Source organism: Azospirillum oryzae (genome assembly GCF_008364795.1).
Taxonomy (GTDB): Bacteria; Pseudomonadota; Alphaproteobacteria; order Azospirillales; family Azospirillaceae; genus Azospirillum; species Azospirillum oryzae.
In genome coordinates this window covers 62,543-84,468 of the sequence record NZ_VTTM01000006.1, presented here as the reverse complement: position 1 = coordinate 84,468, position 21,926 = coordinate 62,543, and the positions used below count along the sequence as shown (strand labels likewise).

The following is a 21,926-nucleotide window of genomic DNA, read 5'->3' as shown; positions in this document are numbered from 1 at the left end:
CGGTTCCGGTTCATGGCCGACACGCTCGCCCCCACCCTGCACGACATCGCGCTGGGCTTCGCCCGCCTGCCGAAGGAACGGCGTCGCGCCTTTCTCGACGCGCTGCGGGCACGCGGCATCGCCTTTTCCCGGCTGCCGGTGCCCCGCCGCGACGATCCGTCCGCACCGGCGCCGGCCTCCCAAGCGCAACGCCGGCTGTGGACCCTGCACCGGCTCGACCCCGCATCGGCCGCCTACCATATGCCGGGGGTGTTCCGGCTGCGCGGCGCCCTCGATGCGGCGACGCTGGAGGCCGCGCTGAACGCCGTCGCCGAGCGGCACGATATCCTGCGCACCGTCTACCGGGAAGACGGCGACGGCCGGCTGTGGACGGTCACGCGGCCACCCCGGCCGTTCCGTTTGGGTCGGTACGACCTGTCCGACCGTCCGGCCGACGCGCAAAGCCTCGCCGAACGGCTTGCCGCCGCCCCCTTCGACCTGGAACAGGCGGAACCCTGGCGCGCCGACCTGCTGCGGATCGCGCCCGACGACCATTGGCTGGTGGTCACGCTGCACCATATCGCCGCCGATGGCGCCAGCATCGGGCTGCTGATGGCCGACGTGGCGGCAGCTTACCGCGCGACCCGCCAGGGCCGCCTCCCCGATCTTCCCGGCCTGCCGGTCCAGTATGCCGACATCGCTGCCTGGCAGGCGGCGTGGCTCGACGCCGGCGAGGCGGACCGCCAATCCGCCTTCTGGCGTGACACCCTGTCCGGCGCACCGGCCCGTCTGGGCCTGCCCGGCAGCGAGAGTGGTAACGGCAGTGAAGGCGGCAATGAAGGCGGCGAACAGACCGCCGTCCTTTCGCCTGAGCTTTCCGACCGGCTGAAGGGGCTGGCCGCCGGCGAAGGCTGCACGCCCTTCGTGTTGTTGCTGGCCGCCTATACCCTGCTGCTGAGCCGGATGAGCGGACAGGACGACCTGATCGTCGGCATCCCTGTCGCCGGCCGCCGGCAACCGGAGGCGGAGCGGCCGATCGGCTGCTTCGTCAACACCCTGCCGTTGCGCCTGCGCCTCGCGCCGTCCCGATCCTTCCGCGATTGGCTGCACGAGGTCGCCCGGCTGGTGGCCGACGCCCAGGACAACCAGGATCTTCCCCTGGACGCCATCCTCGAAGCCGGTCGGCCGGAGCAGGGCGCAAGCCCGGCGGTTCAGGTCATGTTCGACCACCGCCCGGATCCAACGACCTTCGACGGACTCGATGGGCTGGAGGTGGAGCCGCTGGAGCTGCCGGTCCGCACCGCCAAATTCGACCTCGCCCTCGCGGGCAGCGGGCGGCCCGACGGGTCGATCCTCGTCCGCCTTGCCCATCGTGGCTCGGCCGGTCCCGCGGCGCGCATCCTGCGGCGCTGGCAGCGCCTGCTGGTCCAGGTCGCCGCCGATCCCGACCGTCCGCTGCGCGCCCTCGACCCGCGCAGCGAGGAGGAGATCCACGCGGTATCCTGCTGGTCGCGCGACCCTGGCTGGTCCGGAACGGCGCCCGATCCGGTGCCGGTCCTGCTCGCCCGCCTCGCCGCCGAACGGCCGGACGCCCCCGCCATCCTGTTCGGCGACGGCGTGCTGAGCCGGGGCGAGCTGGACCGCCGTGCCAACCGTCTCGCCCACCGGCTGATCGCGCTGGGCGCCGGTCCGGAGCGGCGCATCGGCGTCTGCCTGCCCCGCTCGCCCGAGCTGATCGTCGCCTTCCTGGCGGTGCTGAAGTCCGGCGCCGCCTTCGTGCCGCTCGACCCCGCCCACCCGGCCGACCGGCAGCACGCCATCCGCGACGCCGCCGGCCTGTCATTGCTGATCGCCGCCACCCCGCTGGACGGCGTGACGACACTCACCCCGCAGGACGCCGCCGACGAACCCGATCACGCGCCAAACGTGGCGATCCACCCGCGCAGCCTCGCCTATGTCATTCACACCTCCGGTTCCACCGGGACACCGAAAGGCGTGGCGGTGGAGCACGGCCCGCTCGCCATGCATTGCGTCGCCACCGCCGCCGTCTACGACATGGGGCCGGACAGCCGGGAGCTGCATTTCCTGTCCTTCACCTTCGACGGCGCGCACGAGCGCTGGATGACCGCCCTGGCGGCCGGCGGCGCCATCCTGCTGCGCGACGACAGTCTGTGGACCGCCGAGCAGACCTATGACGCCATCCGCCGCCATCGCCTGACCCATGCCGGCTTCCCGCCCAAATACCTGCAGCAACTGGCATCCTGGGCCGAGCAGCAGGGCGGCGAACCACCGCCCGTCCAGCTCTATTCCTTCGGCGGGGAGGCGATGCCGCGCGCCGGGTTGGAGCGGCTGTTCCGCAGCCTGCGGCCCCGCCATGCCATCAACGGCTATGGCCCGACCGAGACGGTGGTGACGCCGCTGGTGTGGAAGGGTGACGGTAGCAGCCTTCCCGATTGCCCCTATGTGCCGATCGGTAGGCCGGTCGGCGACCGCAGCGCCCACATTCTCGACGACGACCTGAACCCGCTGCCGATCGGCGTCACCGGCGAGCTGTGGATCGGCGGCGGCGGGCTTGCCCGCGGCTATCTCGATCGTCCGGCGGCGACGGCCGAGCGCTTCGTCCCCGACCCGTTCGGCGGTGCCGGCGCCCGTCTCTACCGCACCGGCGACCTCGCCCGCTGGCGCGAGGATGGAACCGTCGAGTTCCTCGGCCGGCGTGACCATCAGGTCAAGCTGCGCGGCTTCCGCATCGAGCTGGGCGAGGTCGAGGCCCATCTGGCCGCCGAACCCGGTGTGCGCGAGGCGGTTGTGATCGCCCAGGAAACCGGCGGCGTCACCCGGCTCGTCGGCTATCTGGTGCCGGCTGCGGGCCATCGCCCCGATCCGGCGGCGGTGGCCACAGCGCTGGCCGGGCGCCTGCCCGCCCATATGGTGCCGGCGCGGCTGATGGTGCTGGACGCGATCCCGGTCACGCCGACCGGCAAGCTCGACCGCGCCGCCCTGCCGGCGCCGCGTTGGGAAACGGACGTGCAGGCCGCCCCCTCGACGCCGGTGGAGGACCTGCTGGCCCAGCTGTGGCGGGACGCGCTGAATGTCGAAAGCGTCGGCGTCACCGACAATTTCTTCGAGATCGGCGGCGATTCCATCATCGCCCTGCAGATCGTCGCCCGCGCCCGCGCCGCCGGCCTGCGCATCACTCCCAAGCAGTTGCTGGAGCGCCAGACCATCGCGGCCCTGGCCGTGGTGGCGGAGGAAGCGGCACCGACCGTGGCCGTCGCCGAACCTCCTATCGGCCCCTCGCCGCTGGCGCCGATCCAGTCCTGGTTCTTCGACCAGCCGATCCCCAACCGCAACCGCTGGAACCAGTCGGTCCTGCTTGCCGCGACGACGCCGGTGGACCCCGAACGGCTGGCGGCGGCGCTCGCCATGGTCGCGGGCCGGCATGCCGCCTTGCGCCTGCGCTTCACCCGGCAGCCGGATGGCGGCTGGACGCAGACCCATGCCGACGGGCCGGCCGCCATCCCGCTGGAGAAGGCGACGGCCGCGGACGATGCCGCCGTCACGCGGCTGTGCGACGAACTGCAAGGCGCCCTCGACCTCGCACAGGGGCCGCTGTTGCGGGCGCTGCTGATCCGCAAGGCCGACGGCGGGCAGCGGCTGTTCCTGGTCGCCCATCATCTGGTGGTGGACGGCGTTTCCTGGCGCATCCTGCTGGACGAATTGGCGGCGGCCCTGCAGGGCCCCTGCTTGCTGGACCGGCTGCCCGCCGCCGGCACGCCCTTCACCCTCTGGACGCGGCGGCTGACCGACGCGGTTCCCGACTTCCTCGACCAATTGGACCATTGGCGCGCCGCGCTGGACACGCCGCCCCTGCCGACCATCGGCGAGCTTTCACTCAATACGCGGCGCCATGCCGTCACCCACAGCCTGCGGCTTGACGGAAAAGCGACCCGTCGGCTGCTGACCGAGGCGTCGGCCGCCTACCGCACCCGCATCGACACCCTTCTTCTCACCGCCGTCGCCCTTGCGGCCACCCGCCGCTTCGGACGCGACGCCCTGACCGTCCATGTCGAAGGGCACGGGCGCGACGCACTGTTCCCGGACATCGACATCGGCCGGACCGTCGGCTGGTTCACCAGCGTCTATCCCGTCCGTCTTGCACTGCCCGCCTCCTGCGACGGCGCCATCCGCCACGTCAAGGAAGCGCTGCGCGCGGTGCCCGATGGCGGCATCGGCTTCAACCTGCTGCGTCATCTGGGACCGCCGGAGGCCCGCGCCGCCCTGTCCGGCACGCCGACGGCGATCTCCTTCAACTATCTGGGCCGGTTCGATGCCGCGGATGACGCTCCCTGGCGCCCGGCTCCGGAGGAGTGCGGCGCCGGCACCGATCCCGATGCGCCGCTGGGCGCCATGATCTCCATCGACGGACAGGTGATGGGCGGCGAACTGGTCCTGCACGCCCGTGCCAGCCGTGCCCTCTTCCCCGATGGGATGATCGGCGGCCTGATGGACGATGTCCGGGCCAGATTGGCGGAGTTGGCCGCCCACTGCGCCGGCGTCGAGGCGGGACAGGCGACCCCGTCCGATTTCCCGCTCGTCCGGCTGAGCCAGGCGCAGATCGATGCCCTGCCGGTGCCCGCCCCCGCCATCGCCGACATCCTGCCTCTGACCCCCATGCAGGCGGCGATGCTGCATCACGGCCTCGCCAACCCACAGTCCCAAGCCTACACCGTCCAGGTCTGGGCGGTCATCGACGGGCTGGACGTCGATCGGTTGGCGGCGGTGTGGCGCACGGTGATCGCCCGTCACGACGTGCTGCGCGGCGCTTTGGTGCGCGACGGCGTCGACGAGCCGGTCATGGTCGTGCGCAAGACCGCGGAGATGCCCTTCACCCTTCTGGATTGGCAAGACGAACCCGATCCAGATGCATCCTGGCAGCACCTGTGCGACGACGAGTACCACCGTGGCTTCGACTTCGCCGAGGCGCCGCTGATGCGGGTCGTGCTGGCGCGCACCGGCCCTTCCACCCACCGCTTCCTGTGGACCTGGCACCATGCGCTGCTCGACGGCTGGAGCATGTCACGCCTGCTGGGCGAGATCCTGCGGCTTTACGACGGGGAAACGGTGCCGTCGCCGGCAGCGCGGGTCCGCGACCTAGTCGCCTGGACTCAGGCGCGCAGCCGGGTGCAGGATCGCGCCGCCGCGCAAGCGCACTGGCGGTCCTGTCTCGCCGCCCTGCCGGCGCCCACCCGCCTGACCGCCATCCTGCCGCCCCCCGACGAACCGGGACCCGACGGGGCCGAGGAGCGCATCATCGACGAGGCGGCGGTGCGGCAACTCCAGCGCTTCGCCAGCGCCCGGAAGGTGACGCTGAACACGCTGATCCAGGCCGGCTGGCTGCGGCTTCTGGCCCGGCTGTGCGGACAGGACACGGTCGCCTTCGGCGCCGTCATGTCCGGCCGATCCGTCGAGATGCCGGGGATCGACCACGTGACCGGCCTGCTGGTGGGCGTCCTGCCGCTGGTCCACGAGGTGGTCGAAGCCGGCACCCACGAAGACAACCGGGAAGACGACTGGCTTCGCGGGCTGCTGGCCGCCAACATCGCCGCCCGACAGTACGAGCATGCGCCGCCGCCAGCCCTTCAATGCTGGACCGATCCGGCCTCCGCTCCCTTCGACAGCATCATGATCTTCGAGAATTATCCGGTCGACGACGCCCTGCGGCAGAGCGAACGTGCAACCCTGTCCTTCCGTGAGGTCGGCAACCGCGGTCGGATGAGCTATCCGCTGACCCTGGTGGTGGTTCCGCGCGACACGCTGGTGCTGCGGCTGGAATATGCCGGCGCCCTGTTCCACCCGCGTGATGCGGCGGCATTGGTCGACGGGTTGGTCCGCGAGGTGGGGACTTTGGCTCTATCGGATGTCGCTCCATGCCGGGGATGACGGCGCAGGAGGCCTATCGGGGGTAGGTCGGATCCAATGTGACGGCAAGCCATGCTCTTGACGTAATGACGGGCGTAATTACATTATGCGCGCTGACTGTGAGGAGGCGTCCATGCACACCACAAAGCTCACCAGGATCGGCAACTCCACGGGTCTCACGCTACCGCGGGAGGTGCTGGCGGCGGCTGGCCTCGACCGTGGCGATGAGGTGGCCGTGGAAGTGCGCGACGGGCGGATCGAAATCGCCAAGGCTGACGATACTTACAACCACGCCATGGATGTCGGCCGACGCTTTGCTGCGCGCTACCGCCGCACCATGGACATTCTGTCCAAGTAATCTCCCATGGACGAACCCACCATCCAGGGCCGTCCTTACGTCAACCCGCCGCTCCAGGCCGTGCTCGACCTGCATGGCGAGCTTCTGGCAGAGCACGGCGGAGCACCCGGCATCCGCGACCTGGGAGCACTGGAGGCCTCCTTGGCACGGCCGTACCAGCTCATGGCCTACGGCGACGGGCGGCTGACCATCTTCGATCTCGCCGCCGCGGTCTGCGCCAGCGTCTGCCGCAATCATCCCTTCGTGGACGGCAACAAGCGTGCCGCTTTCATCACTCTCGGCCTCGTACTCGGTCTCAATGGGTTCGAACTGGATGCCTTAGAACGTGAGGCTGCAGACATTATTCTTGCGCTTGCCGCCGGCACGATGACCGAGGATTTGTTCCGTGACTGGGTGGCTGACCACGCCTACGACATCGGAACCCCGGATTTTTAAACCACCGCCAATCCGAGGCGGCGGCCGACAGCAGCGCCTCGGCCCCTTCGACGACGTCCGGGATGTATTGGCAGCCCGGCGCGGTTCACTTGCGGAATGCCTTGGAACGCGCTAAGTAATACTCAGCATCGCACTGGTATTACCGAGGCGGCCATGGCCACGACGCTCACCACCAAGGGGCAAGTCACCATTCCCAAACCCATCCGCGATCGGCTGGGCCTCGGGCCCGGCAGTGCCGTGGAATTCGAGATTGCGGAGGACGGGCGCGTCATTCTGAGACCGGCGGACCGAACGCTTCCGGCGAAGAGCCGGTTCGAACGCCTGCGGGGCCGCGCCACCGCGGGCCTGAGCACCGATCAGATCATGGCGTTGACGCGCGGCGAGGACTGACCGCCGATGACCCTGGTCGACACCAATGTCCTCCTCGATCTGGTGACGAACGATCCGGTATGGGCGGACTGGTCCATCCGGCAATTGGACGGTGCCGCCGTCAAGGGACCGCTGATCATCAACGACGTGGTCTATGCCGAACTGTCGGTTGGCTTTGAGCGGATCGAAGACCTCGACGATCTGCTCGACGAGGCCGGGATAGCCATGGAGGAGATCCCGCGCGAAGCATTGTTCCTGGCCGGCAAGGCGTTTCGCCGCTATCGCACCGCAGGCGGCGCCCGCTCGGGGGTGCTGCCGGATTTCTTCATCGGCGCCCATGCTGCCGTGCTCGGGCTGCCGCTGCTGACCCGCGATGCCAAACGCTACCGTTCGTATTTCCCGTCCGTCGTTCTCATGGCGCCGGAAGCACAATAGGGCCGGCGGCCGACAGCAGCGCCTCGGCATCGGCTACGGACAGCGGCCGGGCGAACAGATAGCCCTGGGCATAGTCGCAGCCGACCCGGGTGACGACCTCCCGCTCCGCCTCGGTCTCGATCCCTTCGGCGACGACCTCCAGCCCGATGCGGTGGGCCAGTTCGACGATGCCGCGCAGCAGCGATTCCTGCCTGGGATCGGTGCCGAGCGCGCTGATGAAGCTCTTGTCGATCTTCAGCACGTCGAAGGGCAGGCGGCTGAGCTGCGACAGCGAGGAATAGCCGGTGCCGAAATCGTCCATGCACAACGCCACCCCCAGCGCATGGAAACGTTCCAGAATGGCACGGGCCTGATCGTGATCGGTGACGATCATGCTCTCCGTCACCTCGATCTTCAGCCCTTCGGCGCGGCCATCGGCCAGGAAGGCGAGCATGTCGTCGACATGGCGCTCGTCCAGCATCTGGCGCGCCGACAGGTTGACGTTGACGGTCAGGGCATCCCCTCCCGCCAGCCGGCGCCAGCCGGCGAGCTGGTCCACGGCCCGTTCCAGAACGTGGCGACCGAGCGGCAGGATCTGGCCCGTCTCCTCGGCGATGGGGATGAATTGCGCCGGGCTGACGAAGCCGAGGTCGGGGTGGCGCCAGCGCACCAGGGCTTCGAAACCGGCAAGCCGTCCGTCCGGCAGCGACAGGATGGGCTGGTAGACCAGGAAGATGTCGCCGGCCTCCAGCGCCGGGTTCAGATCGCGTTCCAGGCGGCTGCGGATCAGGATCGCCTCGCGCAGGGAGGCGTCGAACAGCACGGTGCGCCCCTTGCCATGTTCCTTGGCGCGGTAGAGCGCGATGTCGGCGTCACGCAACAGGCTGTCCGGATCGTCGCTGGTGCCGTCGTCGACCGCCAGACCGATGCTGAGCCCGACCCGCAATTCCATGCCGCCGGCAGAGAGCGGGCCTTTGAACGCGGATTCCAGCGCCTGGGCGCGGGCCATCGCCGCCTCGCGGCCGGCGGGGACCGTCACGACGAATTCGTCGCCGCCCAGCCGGGCGACGAACTCCCCCGGTTCCAGCAGGGCGGCGATCCGCTCCGCCGTCGCCACCAGCACGCGGTCGCCGACGGCATGGCCGAGGCTGTCGTTGATCAGCTTGAAGCCGTCGAGATCGAGGAACAGCAGCGCCAGGTCGCTCCGCTCGCCGTCCTGCGCCGCCTGCCGGTCGTGCAGCCAGCGGACCAGATACGCGCGGTTGGGCAGCCCGGTCAGGAAATCGTGGGTGGCCTGATGGACCAGCCGCGCCTCGTAGGATTTGCGGTCGCTGATGTCCGCTGCGGAACCGGCCAGCCGCGCCACCCGGCCGTCCGGACCCGCGGCGACGATTCCGTGCAGATGGAGCCAACCGGTGCCAGGCTGCGGTCCCCCGCCCTCCTCCCCGGTGCCTGGCGGCAGGACGCGGAACTCCACGTCGAAACTGGCGCCATCGGCCCCCTGCTCCCCCTGGCGGATCGCCGAGAGCACGGCGTGCCGGTCGTCGGGATGGATGTGGGACAGCAGGGCGGCAAGGCCGGGTTCGCCGGCGGCGGCCGGAAGATGGAGCATCTGACGCAGCCGGGGCGACAGGAACAGGTCTCCGCTGTCCAGATCCCAGTCCCACAGGCCGTCGTTGGTGGCGGCGGCGGCCATGGCATAGCGGCGCTCGCTCTCGCCCAGCCGGCGGCCCTTCTCCTCGATGGCTGCGAACAGGCCGCGCAGGGCGACCCGGCTGTCCTCCAGGCTGCGGCCGAGCAGGCCCAACTCGTCGTGGCGGAAACCGCCATCCACCCTCCCCGCCTTGCCCCAGCCTTGGAACGGCCGGTCGAGGTCGCGGCGGGCCAGCCGGCGGGCATCCTCCACCAGACGGCCGAGCGGACCGACGATGCGGCTGCGGGTGAACCAAACCGCGGCGCCGGCCAGCCCCAGAACCAGAATGGCGATGACGCCGCCGCCGACCGCCATCAGCCGCTGCAGGGCTTCGATGTCGTCCAGTGTGGCGGCGGTCAGACGGGCGCGCTGCGCGCTCAGATGGCTGTTCAGCGCCGCCAGCCCCTTCACCGCGTCGCGGCGGCAGGTGTCGAAGGCGTCCGCCGGGATAGCCGCCGCCGGGTCCTCCATCTGCACCTGGATGGCGTCGAGGAAGGCGGCGATGGCGGCGATGGCCCGCGCCTCGTTCTCGCTGGGGGTGACGATGTCGCGGTAGATCTCCAGATTGGCCCGCGACAGGCCGAGCGCCCGGTCCAGTGCCGCATGGTCGGCGGCGCCGCTCTCCGCCCCCTCGCGGTAACGGTCGATGACGCCGCCGAGGCCGAGATGCCCGCGCAGTTCCGAAAGCGCGTCGGATTTGGTGGCAGCCTGCAGGTCGTAGTCGCGCCAGCCCTCGGCGACCGCCCCCATGCCCTGCATCAATTGCAGCCCGACCGCCAGCATCACGGCCAGACAGACGACCAGCGCCGCCGCCAGAAGCAGCGCCGAACGCGCGATGGTCAGAGTCCGGCGCCCAGAGCCGGCGACTGAACCGGATGCGGCTTGGGATAACGTGCCGGCGCTGGTCCCGGTGTCCTCGCTGACGATGTCGCTCACGCCGCCCTTCCCTCTTCCCCCGACCCCGCGGAAATCACGCGCGCAACGCTTTCGAGAAGCTGTGCGCCGCGCCTTCCAGCCGCCTGGTCTCGCTGCCGAGCGATTGTGCGGCGGAGAACATGCTTTCCGCAACCGCGCCGGCCTGTTCGGCGGCCTGTGCAACCTCGGAAATCGCTGCGCTGACCGCGCCGGCGGTGCCGGCGGTCTCCTGGATGTTGCGGGCGATCTCGCGCGTCGCCTCGTCCTGCTGGGTGACGGCGTCGGCGATCTCCTGCGCCATGCGGCAGACCTGCTCCAGGCTGCCGCCGATTCCCTGGATGGCGCCGACCGCGCCGTCGGTGGCGCTGCGGATGGTCGCGATCTGCTGGGTGATGTCCTCGGTCGCCCGCGCGGTCTGGTTGGCGAGGTTCTTGACCTCCTGCGCCACCACGGCAAAGCCCTTCCCCGCCTCGCCGGCGCGGGCGGCCTCGATGGTGGCGTTCAGCGCCAGCAGGTTGGTCTGGCTGGCGATGGCGTTGATCAGCCCGACCACCTCGCCGATGCGCTGTACCGCCTCCGCCAGGCTGGCGACGGTGGCCGACGAGCGGTCGGCCTGTTCGACCGCCGCCGTGGTCATGGCGACCGAACCGCGCACCCGCTGCCCGATCTCGGCGATGGAGGCCGACAGTTCCTCGGTGGCGGCGGCGACCGCCTGGACGGTCCCGGCGGTGCGGGCGGCGGCGGCCGAGACCTCCTGCGTGCCGCCGATGGTCCGGCTGGAGGATTGAGCCAGCTCCTGCCCGGTGTGGTGCAGCGTGCCGGCCCGGCCGGCAAGTGCGGCGGCCAGCGCGCCGATCTCCGCTTCGAAGGAGCGGAGGTTGCGTTCCAGTTCCTCCTGGCGCTTGCGCGCCTGTTCGGCTTCGGCGCGTTCACGTTCGCCCGCCGCACGCAGCCGGACCAGCCCGTCGCGGAACACCCCGACCGTGCTGGCCATGGCGCCGATCTCGTCGCGGTGGCCGACCGACGGCACGGCACTCTCCAGATCGCCTCCAGCCAGCCGTTCCATATAGGCCGCCAGCCGGGCCAGGGGATGAACGATGCGGCGATGGGTGAACCACAGGAACAACCCGGCGATGGCGACCAACAGCACCAGCGCCACGCCGCCGCCGGTCAGCACCGTGCCGTTCAGGGCGGCGATGCCCTGGCGGTTGGCTTCACCGAGAGCGGCACGCGCCCGCGTCAGTTCGCCGTTCAGCGTCCGCATGGCGGCCACCGCCGGCGCGGTGTCGAGTGCGGCGGTGCGGGCCAGCCGGTCGAGCTGGGTGTGAGCCGCCACCGCGGCTTCCGCCTCCGTCAGCTTGGCGTCCAGCTGCGCCAGCGCCGCGACGATGGTGTCGAGCGCCGCCCCCTCGGCCGTGGTCAGTTCGCCGGCATAGCGGTAGACCTCCAGATTGGCGGCGGCGGATTTCAGGCTCTGGCGCATCTCGGCGGCACGGACCGGATCGGCGGTCAGCAGATAGTCGCCGAACCGGTGGATCACCCCGCCGAATCCCAACGCCCCGCGCAGGTCGGACAGGGCGTCGGCCTTGGCCGCGGCCCCCAGGTCGTAGGCGTTCCAGCGCTCGTCCACCTGCCGGATGCCCTGCACGGTGACGATGCTGACCGCCAGGACCAGCAGCAGCACGGCGACCAGCCCGGACGAAAGAAGCCAGCCGAGCTGGGCGATCCTCCGATGTCCGTGGGTCTCGGGAGTGACGGGATGCGTGATGGTCATGGGCGGTCTCCATTCCGGCGGCTGAAGCGTAGGAACCAGTGGTCGAGCGACAGCCGTCCGCCGCCACGCAGGATCAGACCGGTGAGCAACAGCATCCAGAAGTAATGCTGCGGGTTGTTGAAGGCCGGGCTTTCGGCGCCCAGCACGAACTGGATCACCAACGCCATTGCCAGCAGCGGCACCGCCGCCAGCCGCGTCGCCAGACCCAGAACCAGCAGGACCGGCATGGTCAGCTCGGTGGCGGCGGCCAGCAGCGCGGCCACGTCCGCCGGCAGCAGCGGCACCCGGTATTCCTCCTTGAACAGGAAGAGCGTCGCCTGCCAGTCGCCGATCTTCTGCAGGCCGGAGCGGAAGAAGATCGGCGCCATCGTCAGCCGGACCGCGAGGTCGAGCAGCGGTACGGCATTACGATCGAGCCATCCGGCGATGTGGTCGCGGATCTCCGGCAAGCGGCCGAACCGGATGGGGGGCTGCCCGAACCTTGCGGACGATGACCGCGGCAACGGCGACGACGTCATGGGTCGATCCCTTCAGGTCGGGTGGAGGAAGGCGGCCGGTCCAGCGCGAAGCCGGCCAGCAAGCGGTTTTGCAGCAGAAGCGCCAGCAGGGATTGCAGGTCGGCGTCGGCAGAGGCCTCGTCCCCGGCCGCCTCATCCAGGGTGGCGCCGGCCAGCAGCCGGCACGCGAGCGCTCCGTCGGCCGCGGTCAGGCGGGCGCAGCGCACCTCGCCGCCCGGGGCACAGCCCGTGGCGTCGACGTCCTCGTCCACAGGACTGCGGCCGACCAGAACCGCTTCCGGCTCCGGCACCGGGACGGCGCCGCCGTCCTTCCACAGCGCATGGATGTTCCAGGCCGACCGCACCAGCCGCAGCGAAGGGTGCGGAACCAGACGCAGGGATCCCGCCTGTTCCGGCGGGATGGCGGCGAGCCGGGCGAGATCGAGCGGTTCGGCATCGGCGGCGAACAGCGCCTCGTGCATCGCCCAGTCGAGTCGGGCGAGGTCGGGCGCCCAAGGATGACCGCCGTCAGCCGCGTCCAGGCCGTCCAGCCAGTCGGCGAAGCCGGCGCCATAGCTCCACAACATCGGCAGGCGGGGCGGCGCCTCCGCCGCGAACCGGCAGGCGAGCGCGGTGAAACGCTCCTCCCCCAGGGCGCGGCACAGGGTGGGATGGGCATGGCCAAGGACGGCGGCCAGCGATCCCATCACCGTATTGCGGTAGACCGCCAGCCGCCCGGCCGGCAGGTCCGGCCGTAGCGCCCCGGCAACCGCCGGATCGCCACGCAGCAGGAAGGCGGCGAAGTCGCGCTGGAGACCCGCCAGTTTCGCGTCAGCCGGCACAATGGGCCTCCGGCACACGCTGTTTTTGCATCGTCGCATCGAGCAGCCTTTGCGCCCTGCCCGCCTCGTCCAGCAGGCCGTCGAGCGGCGGCAGGTCGTTGTCCCATTCGATCAGCACCGGCCGCGGGCCGATGCGGTCCAACACGTCGGCATAGAGAGCCATCACGGCCTCGCCGACGGCGCTGCCATGGTCATCGACCAGCAATTCCTCGCCGCCGATGGTCATGCGGGCGTGACCGGCCAGATGCAGTTCGCCGACCGCGTCCGCCGGGATGGCGTCGAGCCACGCCGACCGGTCGAAGCCGAGATTGACCGACGAGACGTAGAGGTTGTTGACGTCCAGCAGCAGGCCGCAGCCGGTACGGGCGGCCAGTTCCGCCAGGAATTCGGCTTCGGGAATGGTGCTGTCGGCGAAGGCGATGCAGGCCGCCGGATTCTCGACCAGGATGCGCCGGCCGAAAACGTCCTGGGCATGGTCGACGTTGCGGCGAACCCGGTCCAGGCTGTCCTCGGTATAGGGCAGCGGCAGCAGATCGTTGAGGTAGGTGGCGTCCGTGACGCTCCAGGACAGATGTTCGGAGATCAACCCCGGTTCCAGCCGGTCGTAGAGCGCGCGCAGCCGCATCAGGTGGTCGGGATCGAGACCGCCGGCGCTGCCCAGCGACAGGCCGACGCCGTGGCAGCTGACCGGCCGGTCGCGTCGGACCCGCAGGATGCCGGCCAGACGCGGCCCGCCCGGAACCAGATAATTTTCCGGATGGATCTCGACCCAGGGGACCGGAGAACCGGCCGCGACGAACGCCTCCCGGTGCGGCTCGCGCAGGCCGATGCCGGCGGCGACCGGCACCAGCCGGGGGAGCGTGGAGGACACCGCCGCGGCCATCGCCTCAGCCCTTCTTCTTCGGGTTGGCGCCGTCGAACGGCTTCAGCGATCCCATTTCCGTCGCACAGGTACCGGCCTTGACCAGCTTCCAGTCGCCGCCGTCATAGGTCAGGCTGGTGTTGCCGGCGCAGGAATGCAGGCCCTTGGCGTGGGCGCAGCCATTCTCGCCCGGCTTGGCGATGCCATAGCATTTTTCCATGTTGGACTGCGCCGCGGCCGGGCCGGCCATCAGGGTCAGCGCCCCGGCCAGCGCGCCGGCGATGGGGAGCAGGGCCAGGGTCTTGGTGGCGGTCTTGGTGGCGGTCATGGACGGATTCCTCTCTGCATGGATGGGCCGGCTGTGGGGGATGGCCGGTTGCGTGGAATGGCCGGCGTCGGTCAGGACGCCGGCACGCGGTCGTGCAGCAGGTCGACGAGCGCCTGCGGCTCCGGGCGTTGGGTGAAGTCGGCGTCGATGGCAGCAAAGCGGACGACGCCGCTGGGCGACAGCAGGTAGGTCGCAGGGATGGGCAGCTGCCAGGGCTCCCCGGGCGGGCGGCCCTGGCGGGCGTTGAGGTCGAGGCCGCGGTCGCGGTAGAGGTCGCGCAGCTCGTCCGGCACGCGGAAGACGAGGCCATAGCTGCGCGCCACCACCGCTCCGCTGTCGGACAGGATGTCGAAGTCGAGCGCGTTGCGCTCCGCCAGCGTCAGGCTGTGGTCTGGCAGTTCGGGCGACACCGCGACCAGCCGGGCGCCGCCGGCGGTCAGCTGCGGCAGCGCCATCTGCATGGCCCTGAGCTGGGCGCAACAATAAGGACACCATTCGCCGCGGTAGAACAGCAGGACGACCGGCCCCCGCTCCAGCGTCTCGTACAACGATACGGTCCGGCCGAGCTGGTTGGGCAAGGCGAAGTCGGGAGCCTGGAGTCCGGGGCGCAACGCCCCCAATTCGACCCCGCGCGCCTTCAGGTCGGCGATCACCCGGTCCATCATCGCCAGCACCCCCGGCGGCAGGGACTTTCCGGCCTGCGCCCGGATGGTGCGGAGTTGGCGTTGAAGACGCATCGGGCAATTCCATGTCGGCGTGTCCGTTGAGCCGATCCTGGCAAAAGCCGGACTTGTGAAACATAGGGGGACACGCACAATATCTTTGCACGAAACGCAAGAATGCGCCCGATCCGATCGGGCCGATCGGGATATGGGGAGGACGGCATGGATCGGCTGGACGATCTGACGGTGCTGGTGGAGGTGGTGGATTGCGGCAGCCTGTCGGCGGCGGCGGAGAGCCTCGGGCTGTCCGCGTCGGCGATCAGCCGGCGGATCGCCCAGATGGAGAACAGGCTGGGCACCCGTCTGCTGGCGCGCACGACGCGGCGGATCGCGCTGACCGATGCCGGCGCCACTTTCTGCCTGCGGGCCCGCGCCATCCTGGCGGCGCTGGACGAGGCCGAACAGTCGCTGACCGAAATGGGCGAGGAGCCGCGCGGCACCCTGCGCGTCACGATGCCGGTGATGTTCGGGCAGATGCGGGTGGCGCCGCTACTGCCCTCATACCTGCGCCGCTACCCCGGCGTGTCGCTGGAGGCCAGCCTGAGCGACCGCGTGCAGCGGCTGATCGACGACGGGTTCGATCTGGCGATCCGCGCCGGGCGGCTGGCCGATTCCACCCTGATCGCCCGCCGCCTGCGACCGCTGCGCCGCCATGTGGTGGCCAGCCCGGACTATCTGGAGCGCCGAGGCGTGCCGCAGTCGCCGTCCGACCTCTCCCGCCACGATTGCCTGACGCTGCTGTCGGGCTCCGGACGGACGGAGTGGGAGTTCCTGGTCGGCGACCGGCGCGAAATCCTGCGTCCGGCCGGCGGCTTCTAGACCGACAGCCTGTGGCTGCTGCGCCATGCCGCGGTGGGCGGGCTGGGGCTGGCACGGCTGGCCGACTTCATCGTGGAGGACGACATCCGCGCCGGCCGCCTGATCCCGGTCCTGACGGACCTGGAGGTGACGGACGAGGCCATCCATGCCGTTTACCCGGCGACCCGTCATGTCTCGCCGAAGGTGCGCAGCTTCATCGAACATCTGCTGACCGGGCTGGGCGGACCGGGATCCACGACCCCGACCGGCCCTTCGGCGCCCGCAGGCACAGGGTCATGAAGCGGACGACCGTTGAACCGATCTTGCCTGTGCTTGGTATTCGCCTGCCCCGAGGCCTGACACAAGCGACGGCAAGCCGACGCGGAGATTGGCCAATCTCCGTGAACAGGCCGCGCTCGACCTGCTGAAGGGCGTGTTTCAATCCACGCCCCCGCACGGAGGGCGACGATGGCGTCCTCCAGTTCGTCGATCCGGTATTCGGTAGCAAATACACCCACGGCTGAGTAGCCGTGAGTCCGCGTGAAACCGCAGGCTTTCCCTAGCGTTTCCCATATTACAAACACTAAGAGTGGAGGCGTGGCATGCCTGCTGAACGATACCGCTTTGTCGAGAAGCGCGGAGAGCCGCAGGGGTGCGGGTATAGGGTTGCCATGACGACGCCCCGTGCCCCCGATGCCGGAAGAGTCTGAAAGGCGCGACCTGTCCTCCGATCCCGGTTCGATTCCAGCGATCCTGGCAGGTATATCCAGCGGTCCCGGGCCGAAATCCGGCCATTTCCCGCGATTTCAGGCTTCAAGTCCAGCCATCCCGGAAAACCGACACCGACATCGACAGATCCCGAAAAGCTGACACCGGCTGTCGCTGTAGAACTTGTTTGCAGCGGTGGCGTCCCATCCAGCTTTGGTCGGGATGCTACTTTAAGCTGAAGAGGAGTGTCGCGCGGTGGGGCTGCGTGATAGGGCTGTGGGCGTCTTTCACCAGCCACTGGACCAGCACTCAAAGGGCACCGCCGTTCGTCCCGCAAGCACCATCCCAGCGTCCTGGGACGCATTCTCGAACGTTGATGCTTTCGTGGACGCGGTGCTGACCGAGTTGACAGCCATGGCGGTGGACGGCTCCCGCCCAACCCGGTCCGGGCCCAAGCCGGCGCTCACCGGAGCAGCGTTGCGCAAGGCAATCATGGCGGTGTGGCGCGTGCGCTTCTGCAGCATGCAGTGGCGTGCCATCGGTCAGCTCTCCGATATTCCCTTCAGCACGCTGTACACTCTGTTCGCCCGCTGGACCCGACTGGGACTCTGGCGCCGTTTGCTCGATCGGCTGCGCCGCACATGGCGCTTGGCCTGCGGCGATACTGCGGAGCCGAGTGCCATCGTGATCGACAGCCGCACCTGCCCTTCGGCCCCGAGTTGCTTTGCGCGGGGCGTGGACGGCGGTAAGAAGATCCGCGGCGTGAAGGTCCATCTCGCGGTGGAGAAGTACGGCATTCTGAACCGCGCCGGGTTTGTCGGCGGCCATTTGTGTTGAGTCACGCCGCCATGGCGACGTCCTCGGTTTGGGCATCGTAGCGCGCTTCGGCCTCGGCGGGAGGAATGTTGCCGATGGGCTCGAGGAGGCGCCGGTGGTTGAACCAGTCAACCCATTCGAGGGTGGCGAATTCGACAGCCTCTACGGTGCGCCATGGCCCGCAACGCCGGATCACCTCGGTCTTGTAGAGGCCGTTGATCGTCTCTGCCAAGGCGTTGTCGTAGGAATCGCCACATTGGCCATCATACTACGTCTAACCATTCCGCTCAGGATCAATGGATTCGGGTGACCGCGCCGCATCATCCGTGGCTGGGACGGGTTGTTCGAGTGATGCGGCGGCTGCGACGTGACGAGGGAACGGATCTGCTCGTTGAAGGGGAGGACGGCCAGCGGCGAGAGATCCCGCTGGCCTGGACCGAAGCCGCCGGTGCCGAGGAGCCTGTCATGCCGGCCCTACGCTTTACGCCCGGAAGCCTGCGCGCCCTCGTCCGGCTGGTCAATGCCTGCCGCACAACCTCGTCCGCGGAGGCCCCCCATGCCAACCCCGATCCCGATGCTATGGAGCATTCTGCCACCGGAGGCCCAGAGGCCGATGGTGGGGTTGTGGAGCGATCTGCTGTGGCGCCGGCTGACGGGCCGGATGGCCCGCAAGGAGACGTCCCATGATCCTCTCGCCCAAGATCGAAGCCCGTCATCAGCGGTTGCAGGCGGTTGTCTACATCCGGCAGTCCACACCCAAGCAGGTGCAGAGCAACCAGGAGAGCACCCGCCGTCAGTACCAGTTGGCCGAACGCGCGCGACAGATGGGTTGGCCAGCCTCCCAAATCCGGGTCATTGACGAGGATCTCGGCCTGTCCGGAGCGAGCAGCCGCCAGCGGACCGGCTTTCAGAAACTGGTCGCCGCCATCGGTTTGGGTGAGGTCGGCATCATTCTCGTCACCGAGGTGTCGCGCCTGTCCCGATGCAACAGCGACTGGCACCGCGTCATCGAGCTGTGCGGCGTTTTCCGTACCCTCATCGCCGATGAGGACGGTGTTTACGATGCCCGCGACCCGAACGACCTGCTTCTGCTCGGCGTCAAGGGCACTCTGTTCGCGGCCGAACTGCACATTCTGCGAGGCCGCATGCGTGGCAACCTTCTGAACAAGGCGCGCCGCGGTGAACTCGCCCAACGTCTGCCGGTTGGCTTCCGACGGCGGCACGACGGCGTTGCCGTCCAAGATCCGGACGATGCCGTGCGTCTGGCCATCGCTACAGTGTTCGAGCGCTTCGCCGTGTTGCGCAACGCTCGGGCTGTGCAGAGGCACTTCTTGGAGAACCAGCTGCTTCTGCCCCGGTGTGCGCAAACCGGGGCTACGGCCGGCAGCATCAGCTGGGCACGACCAACCTACCAGATGATCCTGCAGATTCTGACCAATCCAGCCTACGCCGGCGTCTTCGTCTACGGTCGGCGAAAATGGGAAGTGGTGCCTGGGGAGCCGCCGACGACGGTCAACCGGAGGGTCGCTTTGGCGGAGTGGGATATTGTGGTGCCCGACGTCTATCCGGCGTGCCTGACCTACGACGTCTACCAGGCCAACCGCAGGGCATTGCGGGGCAACCTCTACAACTTCGCCCGGAAAGGCGATGGGGCTCCGCGCGAGGGCCTTGCCCTTCTGGCCGGACTGGTTGTCTGTGGCCGGTGCGGCCGCCGAATGGCCGTAAGCTACGGCTCGGCTTACCACAGTTATCATTGCCGTCGCGCCCAGGCCGAATACGGCGAGCCGCAATGTCAGTCCTGCCCGACGGGTGCGCTCGACGCTCTTGTGACCTCCGCCTTCCTGGAAGCGGTGGCGCCGGTCAGCCTTGAGGCCACCCTGGCCGCGCTGGAGACATTGGAGGGCGAACGAGCGGCCACCGACCGGCAATGGCAGTTCCGCCTGGAACGTGCCCGCTACGAAGTGGTTTTGGCACAGCGCCAGTACGATGCCGTCGATCCGGACAACCGCTTGGTAGCCCGCGAACTGGAACGCCGTTGGAACGCAGCGCTGAGCACGCTGGAGACGCTGGAAAGCGACTATGCGCTGATGCGGCGCACCGATTTGCTGCCCCTGAATGCCGCCGAGCGCGAAGAAATCCGCCGGGTCGCCGCTGACCTGCCCGGGCTATGGCAGGCGGAGACGACCACGGCCGTCGATCGCAAAAGATTGCTGCGGCTCGCCATTGCTGCCGTGACTGTGACGGCCGACCGCACGACCCGCCGCGTCGACGTGGTGGTCTTGTGGACCGGCGGCGCCACCTCGACCCATACAGCGTCCTTGGCGCCAGGCTGCCTTCACGCGACAACCGATGCTACGGTCATTGCTCGCATTCGGGAGTTGTCCAGAGACCGGCCCGATCACGCCGTCGCCCAGGCCCTCAATGCGGCAGGCATGCGCACACAAACCGGAAAGGAGTGGACCTATGAGCGGGTCCAATCCATGCGCAAGCGGTATCGCATCGCCACCGGCTGCCCGATCCAGACCGGATCGCCAGACCCACGGGCAGATGGGCGAGTGTCCGCCAAAGCAGCGGCGCAACGCTTGGGTGTTTCACGGTCTTTGGTGCATCTGTGGATCCAGCATGGGATTATCCCGTGCGACCAGCGCTGCTCGTGCTCCAAGCTTTGGGTTCGGTTGACGGAGGCGGACGTGACGCGGCTCGACGGCTCTGCGGACGTGAGCGGCTTGCCGACACTCACAGAGGTGGCACAGGCGACAAAATTGCAGCGCGAGGCGGTGTGGGCGCGCGTCCGGCAGGGTGACTATGTCGCCTTCCGAACGCCGCGCGGCCAAGGCCAGTGGGAGTGGCGCCTGAAGATCGCCCCCCAATCAAGCCAATCCGGCTTGAGCCGTTGACGGAAACCGGTAGGAAGGAGAGCAGTATGGATAACGCTTCCCGACGCTACCGACGGAGGGCTCGACACCGGCGTCGGTCAGGCGCTCGGTATACTTGATGGCAACGTATTGCGAGCCGCGGTCGGAGTGATGGATGAGGCCGCTGCCCTTTGCCGGTCGGCGGTCGTGGAGCGCTTGCTCCAAGGCGTCCAGCACAAAATCAGCGTGGCCTGTTCTGGACACCCGCCAGCCCACGATGCGGCGCGCGAAGGCGTCGATGACGAAGGCCACGGAGACGAAGCCCTGCCATGTCGATACGTAGGTGAAATCGGCCAACCACAAGGCGTTTGGGCGTGGCGCCTGGAACTGGCGGTTCACCCGGTCGGCCAGCTCTCGCGGTTCCGTTCCGGAACCGCTGCCGCCGCAAGGGGGGCATGACGCCGCCCGGTCGCTGATCGTGGTGCGCACCGTCTTGCCACGCATAGCTCCCTTCAGGCCCATCTGATTCATCAGTCGGGCCACTTGTGCAGCGCGCCACGTCGAGGCCTTCCCGCCGCAACTGCCGCCAGACCTTCCGTACCCCATAGACCTGGAAGTTTTCATCCCAGACCCGCCGGATAGCCAAACTCAGCTCCGCGTCACTTCGCGAGCGGGCCGGCGCCTTGGCCGGATCGGCCGTCCGGGCGGCATGGGCGTGGTAAGTCGATGGGGCGATCGGCAGCACTCGGCAGATCGGCTCGCCCCCGTGGACGGCGCGGTGTGCGTCGATGAAGGCGATCATTTCCGAAACGGGCGGTCGAGCTCCGCCTGGGCGAAATACGCCGACGCCTTGCGTAGGATCTCGTTCGCCTGGCGCAACTCCCGAACCTCACGCTCCAGCGCCTTGATCCGCTCCTGCTCGTCCGTTGTCGGACCGGGTCGCTTGCCCTGGTCACGTTCGGCCTGCCGGACCCAGTTCCGCAGCGTCTCGGGATTGCAGCCGATCTTCGCCGCAATCGAGCTGATCGCCGCCCACTGCGAGGCATGCTCGCCTTCGTGCTCGAACACCATCCGAACCGCGCGCTCGCGCACTTCAGGGGCGTATTTGGGTGATGCTTGCTTCGTCATGTTGACCCCAGTCTCTCAGGAAACGGGGCCTCCAGCAAACCTGGGGCGGTTCAATTCCCGTCTCAATGATGTCGAAGACTTGGTCCCCGAGCCGCAGGTCGATCGTCAGATTGGGATGGCGCGCCTGAAAGCGCGGCAACGCAGGTGCCAGGATGTGCACGCCGATCGGCAGGGGAGCCGTGATTCTCAACGTGCCTGCCGGTTCGGCACGGGCTGCCATCGCGGCCTGCTCGATTTCCTCGGCATACTGCAGCAGGCGCAACGCACGCTCATGCAAGTCCCGCTCTTCGGCCGTCAGGGACAGGGACCGCGTGGTGCGGGTGAACAGCGACAGCCCCAGCTGCTGCTCCAGCCGCTGCACGCTTTTGCTGATGGCCGACGGCGACACCGACAGCGTACGGGCTGCGGCCGTGTAGCTGCCCAGCGACGCGACGCGGGCGAAGGCAATGAGGCCGGTCAGCCTCTCCAAACCGATATGTTCCATTATGGCATGAGTAAAACGAAACTGCAC

The 21,926-nt window shown here is 68.9% G+C and carries 15 protein-coding genes, 3 pseudogenes and 1 other annotated feature; of the genes and pseudogenes, 8 read left to right on the top strand and 10 right to left on the bottom strand.

Annotated features, from left to right (window positions below; all coding sequences use genetic code 11):
• Positions 1–12 precede the first annotated feature (12 nt).
• The 5 genes from FZ938_RS17575 to FZ938_RS17555 all read left to right on the top strand — a co-directional run bounded on the left by FZ938_RS17575 (position 13) and on the right by FZ938_RS17555 (position 7,498).
• Complete coding sequence (locus tag FZ938_RS17575; protein ID WP_149199759.1) at positions 13–5,922, top strand: non-ribosomal peptide synthetase; 5,910 nt, start codon at positions 13–15, stop codon at positions 5,920–5,922.
• A 112-nt stretch (positions 5,923–6,034) separates the two neighbouring features.
• Positions 6,035–6,259: an AbrB/MazE/SpoVT family DNA-binding domain-containing protein gene (locus FZ938_RS17570; protein WP_109072885.1), complete on the top strand. Its 225-nt coding sequence runs from the start codon at positions 6,035–6,037 to the stop codon at positions 6,257–6,259.
• Between the two features lie 6 nt (positions 6,260–6,265).
• Complete coding sequence (locus FZ938_RS17565; RefSeq protein WP_149199758.1) at positions 6,266–6,694, top strand: type II toxin-antitoxin system death-on-curing family toxin; 429 nt, start codon at positions 6,266–6,268, stop codon at positions 6,692–6,694.
• Positions 6,695–6,847: 153 nt separating this feature from the next.
• Positions 6,848–7,084 (top strand): AbrB/MazE/SpoVT family DNA-binding domain-containing protein, encoded by a 237-nt coding sequence (locus tag FZ938_RS17560; RefSeq protein WP_109072883.1) that lies wholly within the window; start codon positions 6,848–6,850, stop codon positions 7,082–7,084.
• 6 nt (positions 7,085–7,090) lie between these two features.
• Positions 7,091–7,498, top strand: coding sequence for a type II toxin-antitoxin system VapC family toxin (locus tag FZ938_RS17555; RefSeq protein ID WP_149199757.1), 408 nt, complete (start codon positions 7,091–7,093; stop codon positions 7,496–7,498).
• On the opposite strand, the gene FZ938_RS17550 is transcribed toward FZ938_RS17555, so the two are convergent.
• From FZ938_RS17550 to FZ938_RS17520, 7 genes are all read right to left on the bottom strand, one after another.
• Entirely contained in the window at positions 7,476–10,106 is a 2,631-nt protein-coding gene (locus FZ938_RS17550) for a putative bifunctional diguanylate cyclase/phosphodiesterase (protein WP_149199756.1), read from the bottom strand. The two genes, FZ938_RS17555 and FZ938_RS17550, sit on opposite strands and share 23 nt — an antisense overlap.
• 34 nt (positions 10,107–10,140) lie before the next feature.
• Entirely contained in the window at positions 10,141–11,859 is a 1,719-nt protein-coding gene (locus tag FZ938_RS17545; protein WP_246457351.1) for a methyl-accepting chemotaxis protein, read from the bottom strand.
• Entirely contained in the window at positions 11,856–12,377 is a 522-nt protein-coding gene (locus FZ938_RS17540; RefSeq protein ID WP_149199755.1) for a DoxX family protein, read from the bottom strand. The genes FZ938_RS17545 and FZ938_RS17540 overlap by 4 nt, the downstream gene beginning before the upstream one ends.
• Positions 12,374–13,198, bottom strand: a complete 825-nt coding sequence (locus tag FZ938_RS17535; RefSeq protein ID WP_149199754.1) for an HvfC/BufC family peptide modification chaperone — start codon at positions 13,196–13,198, stop codon at positions 12,374–12,376. The genes FZ938_RS17540 and FZ938_RS17535 overlap by 4 nt, the downstream gene beginning before the upstream one ends.
• Positions 13,188–14,081 carry an MNIO family bufferin maturase gene (bufB, locus tag FZ938_RS17530; protein WP_149199753.1) on the bottom strand — a complete coding sequence of 298 codons (894 nt, stop codon included), beginning with the start codon at positions 14,079–14,081 and terminating at the stop codon, positions 13,188–13,190. The genes FZ938_RS17535 and bufB overlap by 11 nt, the downstream gene beginning before the upstream one ends.
• A gap of 4 nt (positions 14,082–14,085) precedes the next feature.
• Complete coding sequence (locus FZ938_RS17525) at positions 14,086–14,388, bottom strand: BufA1 family periplasmic bufferin-type metallophore (protein ID WP_149199752.1); 303 nt, start codon at positions 14,386–14,388, stop codon at positions 14,086–14,088.
• 71 nt (positions 14,389–14,459) lie between these two features.
• Entirely contained in the window at positions 14,460–15,125 is a 666-nt protein-coding gene (locus tag FZ938_RS17520) for a peroxiredoxin-like family protein (protein ID WP_246457353.1), read from the bottom strand.
• 102 nt (positions 15,126–15,227) lie between these two features.
• Between FZ938_RS17520 and FZ938_RS17515 the strand changes: the two are divergent.
• Together FZ938_RS17515 and FZ938_RS17505 are read left to right on the top strand one after the other, a co-directional pair.
• Positions 15,228–16,208, top strand: a pseudogene (locus tag FZ938_RS17515) (LysR family transcriptional regulator).
• A gap of 663 nt (positions 16,209–16,871) precedes the next feature.
• Complete coding sequence (locus FZ938_RS17505) at positions 16,872–17,453, top strand: hypothetical protein (RefSeq protein WP_149199748.1); 582 nt, start codon at positions 16,872–16,874, stop codon at positions 17,451–17,453.
• Between the two features lies 1 nt (position 17,454).
• On the opposite strand, the pseudogene FZ938_RS17500 reads toward FZ938_RS17505, so the two are convergent.
• A pseudogene (locus tag FZ938_RS17500) lies at positions 17,455–17,694 on the bottom strand (integrase core domain-containing protein); the annotation flags it as partial.
• Between the two features lie 421 nt (positions 17,695–18,115).
• Here FZ938_RS17500 and FZ938_RS17495 point away from each other — a divergent pair.
• Positions 18,116–20,329 carry a recombinase family protein gene (locus tag FZ938_RS17495; RefSeq protein WP_149199747.1) on the top strand — a complete coding sequence of 738 codons (2,214 nt, stop codon included), beginning with the start codon at positions 18,116–18,118 and terminating at the stop codon, positions 20,327–20,329.
• A gap of 30 nt (positions 20,330–20,359) precedes the next feature.
• Here FZ938_RS17495 and FZ938_RS17490 read toward each other — a convergent pair.
• A pseudogene (locus FZ938_RS17490) lies at positions 20,360–21,415 on the bottom strand (IS3 family transposase); the annotation flags it as partial.
• Positions 21,015–21,131 (bottom strand) — a sequence feature (AL1L pseudoknot). It overlaps the preceding pseudogene by 117 nt.
• The gene (locus FZ938_RS17485) at positions 21,381–21,884 is read right to left on the bottom strand and encodes a LysR family transcriptional regulator (RefSeq protein WP_246799052.1); all 504 of its coding nucleotides are present in this window, start codon (positions 21,882–21,884) and stop codon (positions 21,381–21,383) included. The gene FZ938_RS17485 and the pseudogene FZ938_RS17490, both read right to left, overlap by 35 nt.
• Positions 21,885–21,926: the final 42 nt, after the last annotated feature.

Coding starts and splice junctions, on each gene's coding strand:
- FZ938_RS17575 (WP_149199759.1), top strand. CDS start 13: ATGGCCGACACGCTCGCCCCCACCCTGCACGACATCGCGCTGGGCTTC.
- FZ938_RS17570 (WP_109072885.1), top strand. CDS start 6,035: ATGCACACCACAAAGCTCACCAGGATCGGCAACTCCACGGGTCTCACG.
- FZ938_RS17565 (WP_149199758.1), top strand. CDS start 6,266: ATGGACGAACCCACCATCCAGGGCCGTCCTTACGTCAACCCGCCGCTC.
- FZ938_RS17560 (WP_109072883.1), top strand. CDS start 6,848: ATGGCCACGACGCTCACCACCAAGGGGCAAGTCACCATTCCCAAACCC.
- FZ938_RS17555 (WP_149199757.1), top strand. CDS start 7,091: ATGACCCTGGTCGACACCAATGTCCTCCTCGATCTGGTGACGAACGAT.
- FZ938_RS17545 (WP_246457351.1), bottom strand. CDS start 11,859: ATGACCATCACGCATCCCGTCACTCCCGAGACCCACGGACATCGGAGG.
- FZ938_RS17540 (WP_149199755.1), bottom strand. CDS start 12,377: ATGACGTCGTCGCCGTTGCCGCGGTCATCGTCCGCAAGGTTCGGGCAG.
- bufB (WP_149199753.1), bottom strand. CDS start 14,081: ATGGCCGCGGCGGTGTCCTCCACGCTCCCCCGGCTGGTGCCGGTCGCC.
- FZ938_RS17525 (WP_149199752.1), bottom strand. CDS start 14,388: ATGACCGCCACCAAGACCGCCACCAAGACCCTGGCCCTGCTCCCCATC.
- FZ938_RS17520 (WP_246457353.1), bottom strand. CDS start 15,125: ATGCGTCTTCAACGCCAACTCCGCACCATCCGGGCGCAGGCCGGAAAG.
- FZ938_RS17495 (WP_149199747.1), top strand. CDS start 18,116: ATGATCCTCTCGCCCAAGATCGAAGCCCGTCATCAGCGGTTGCAGGCG.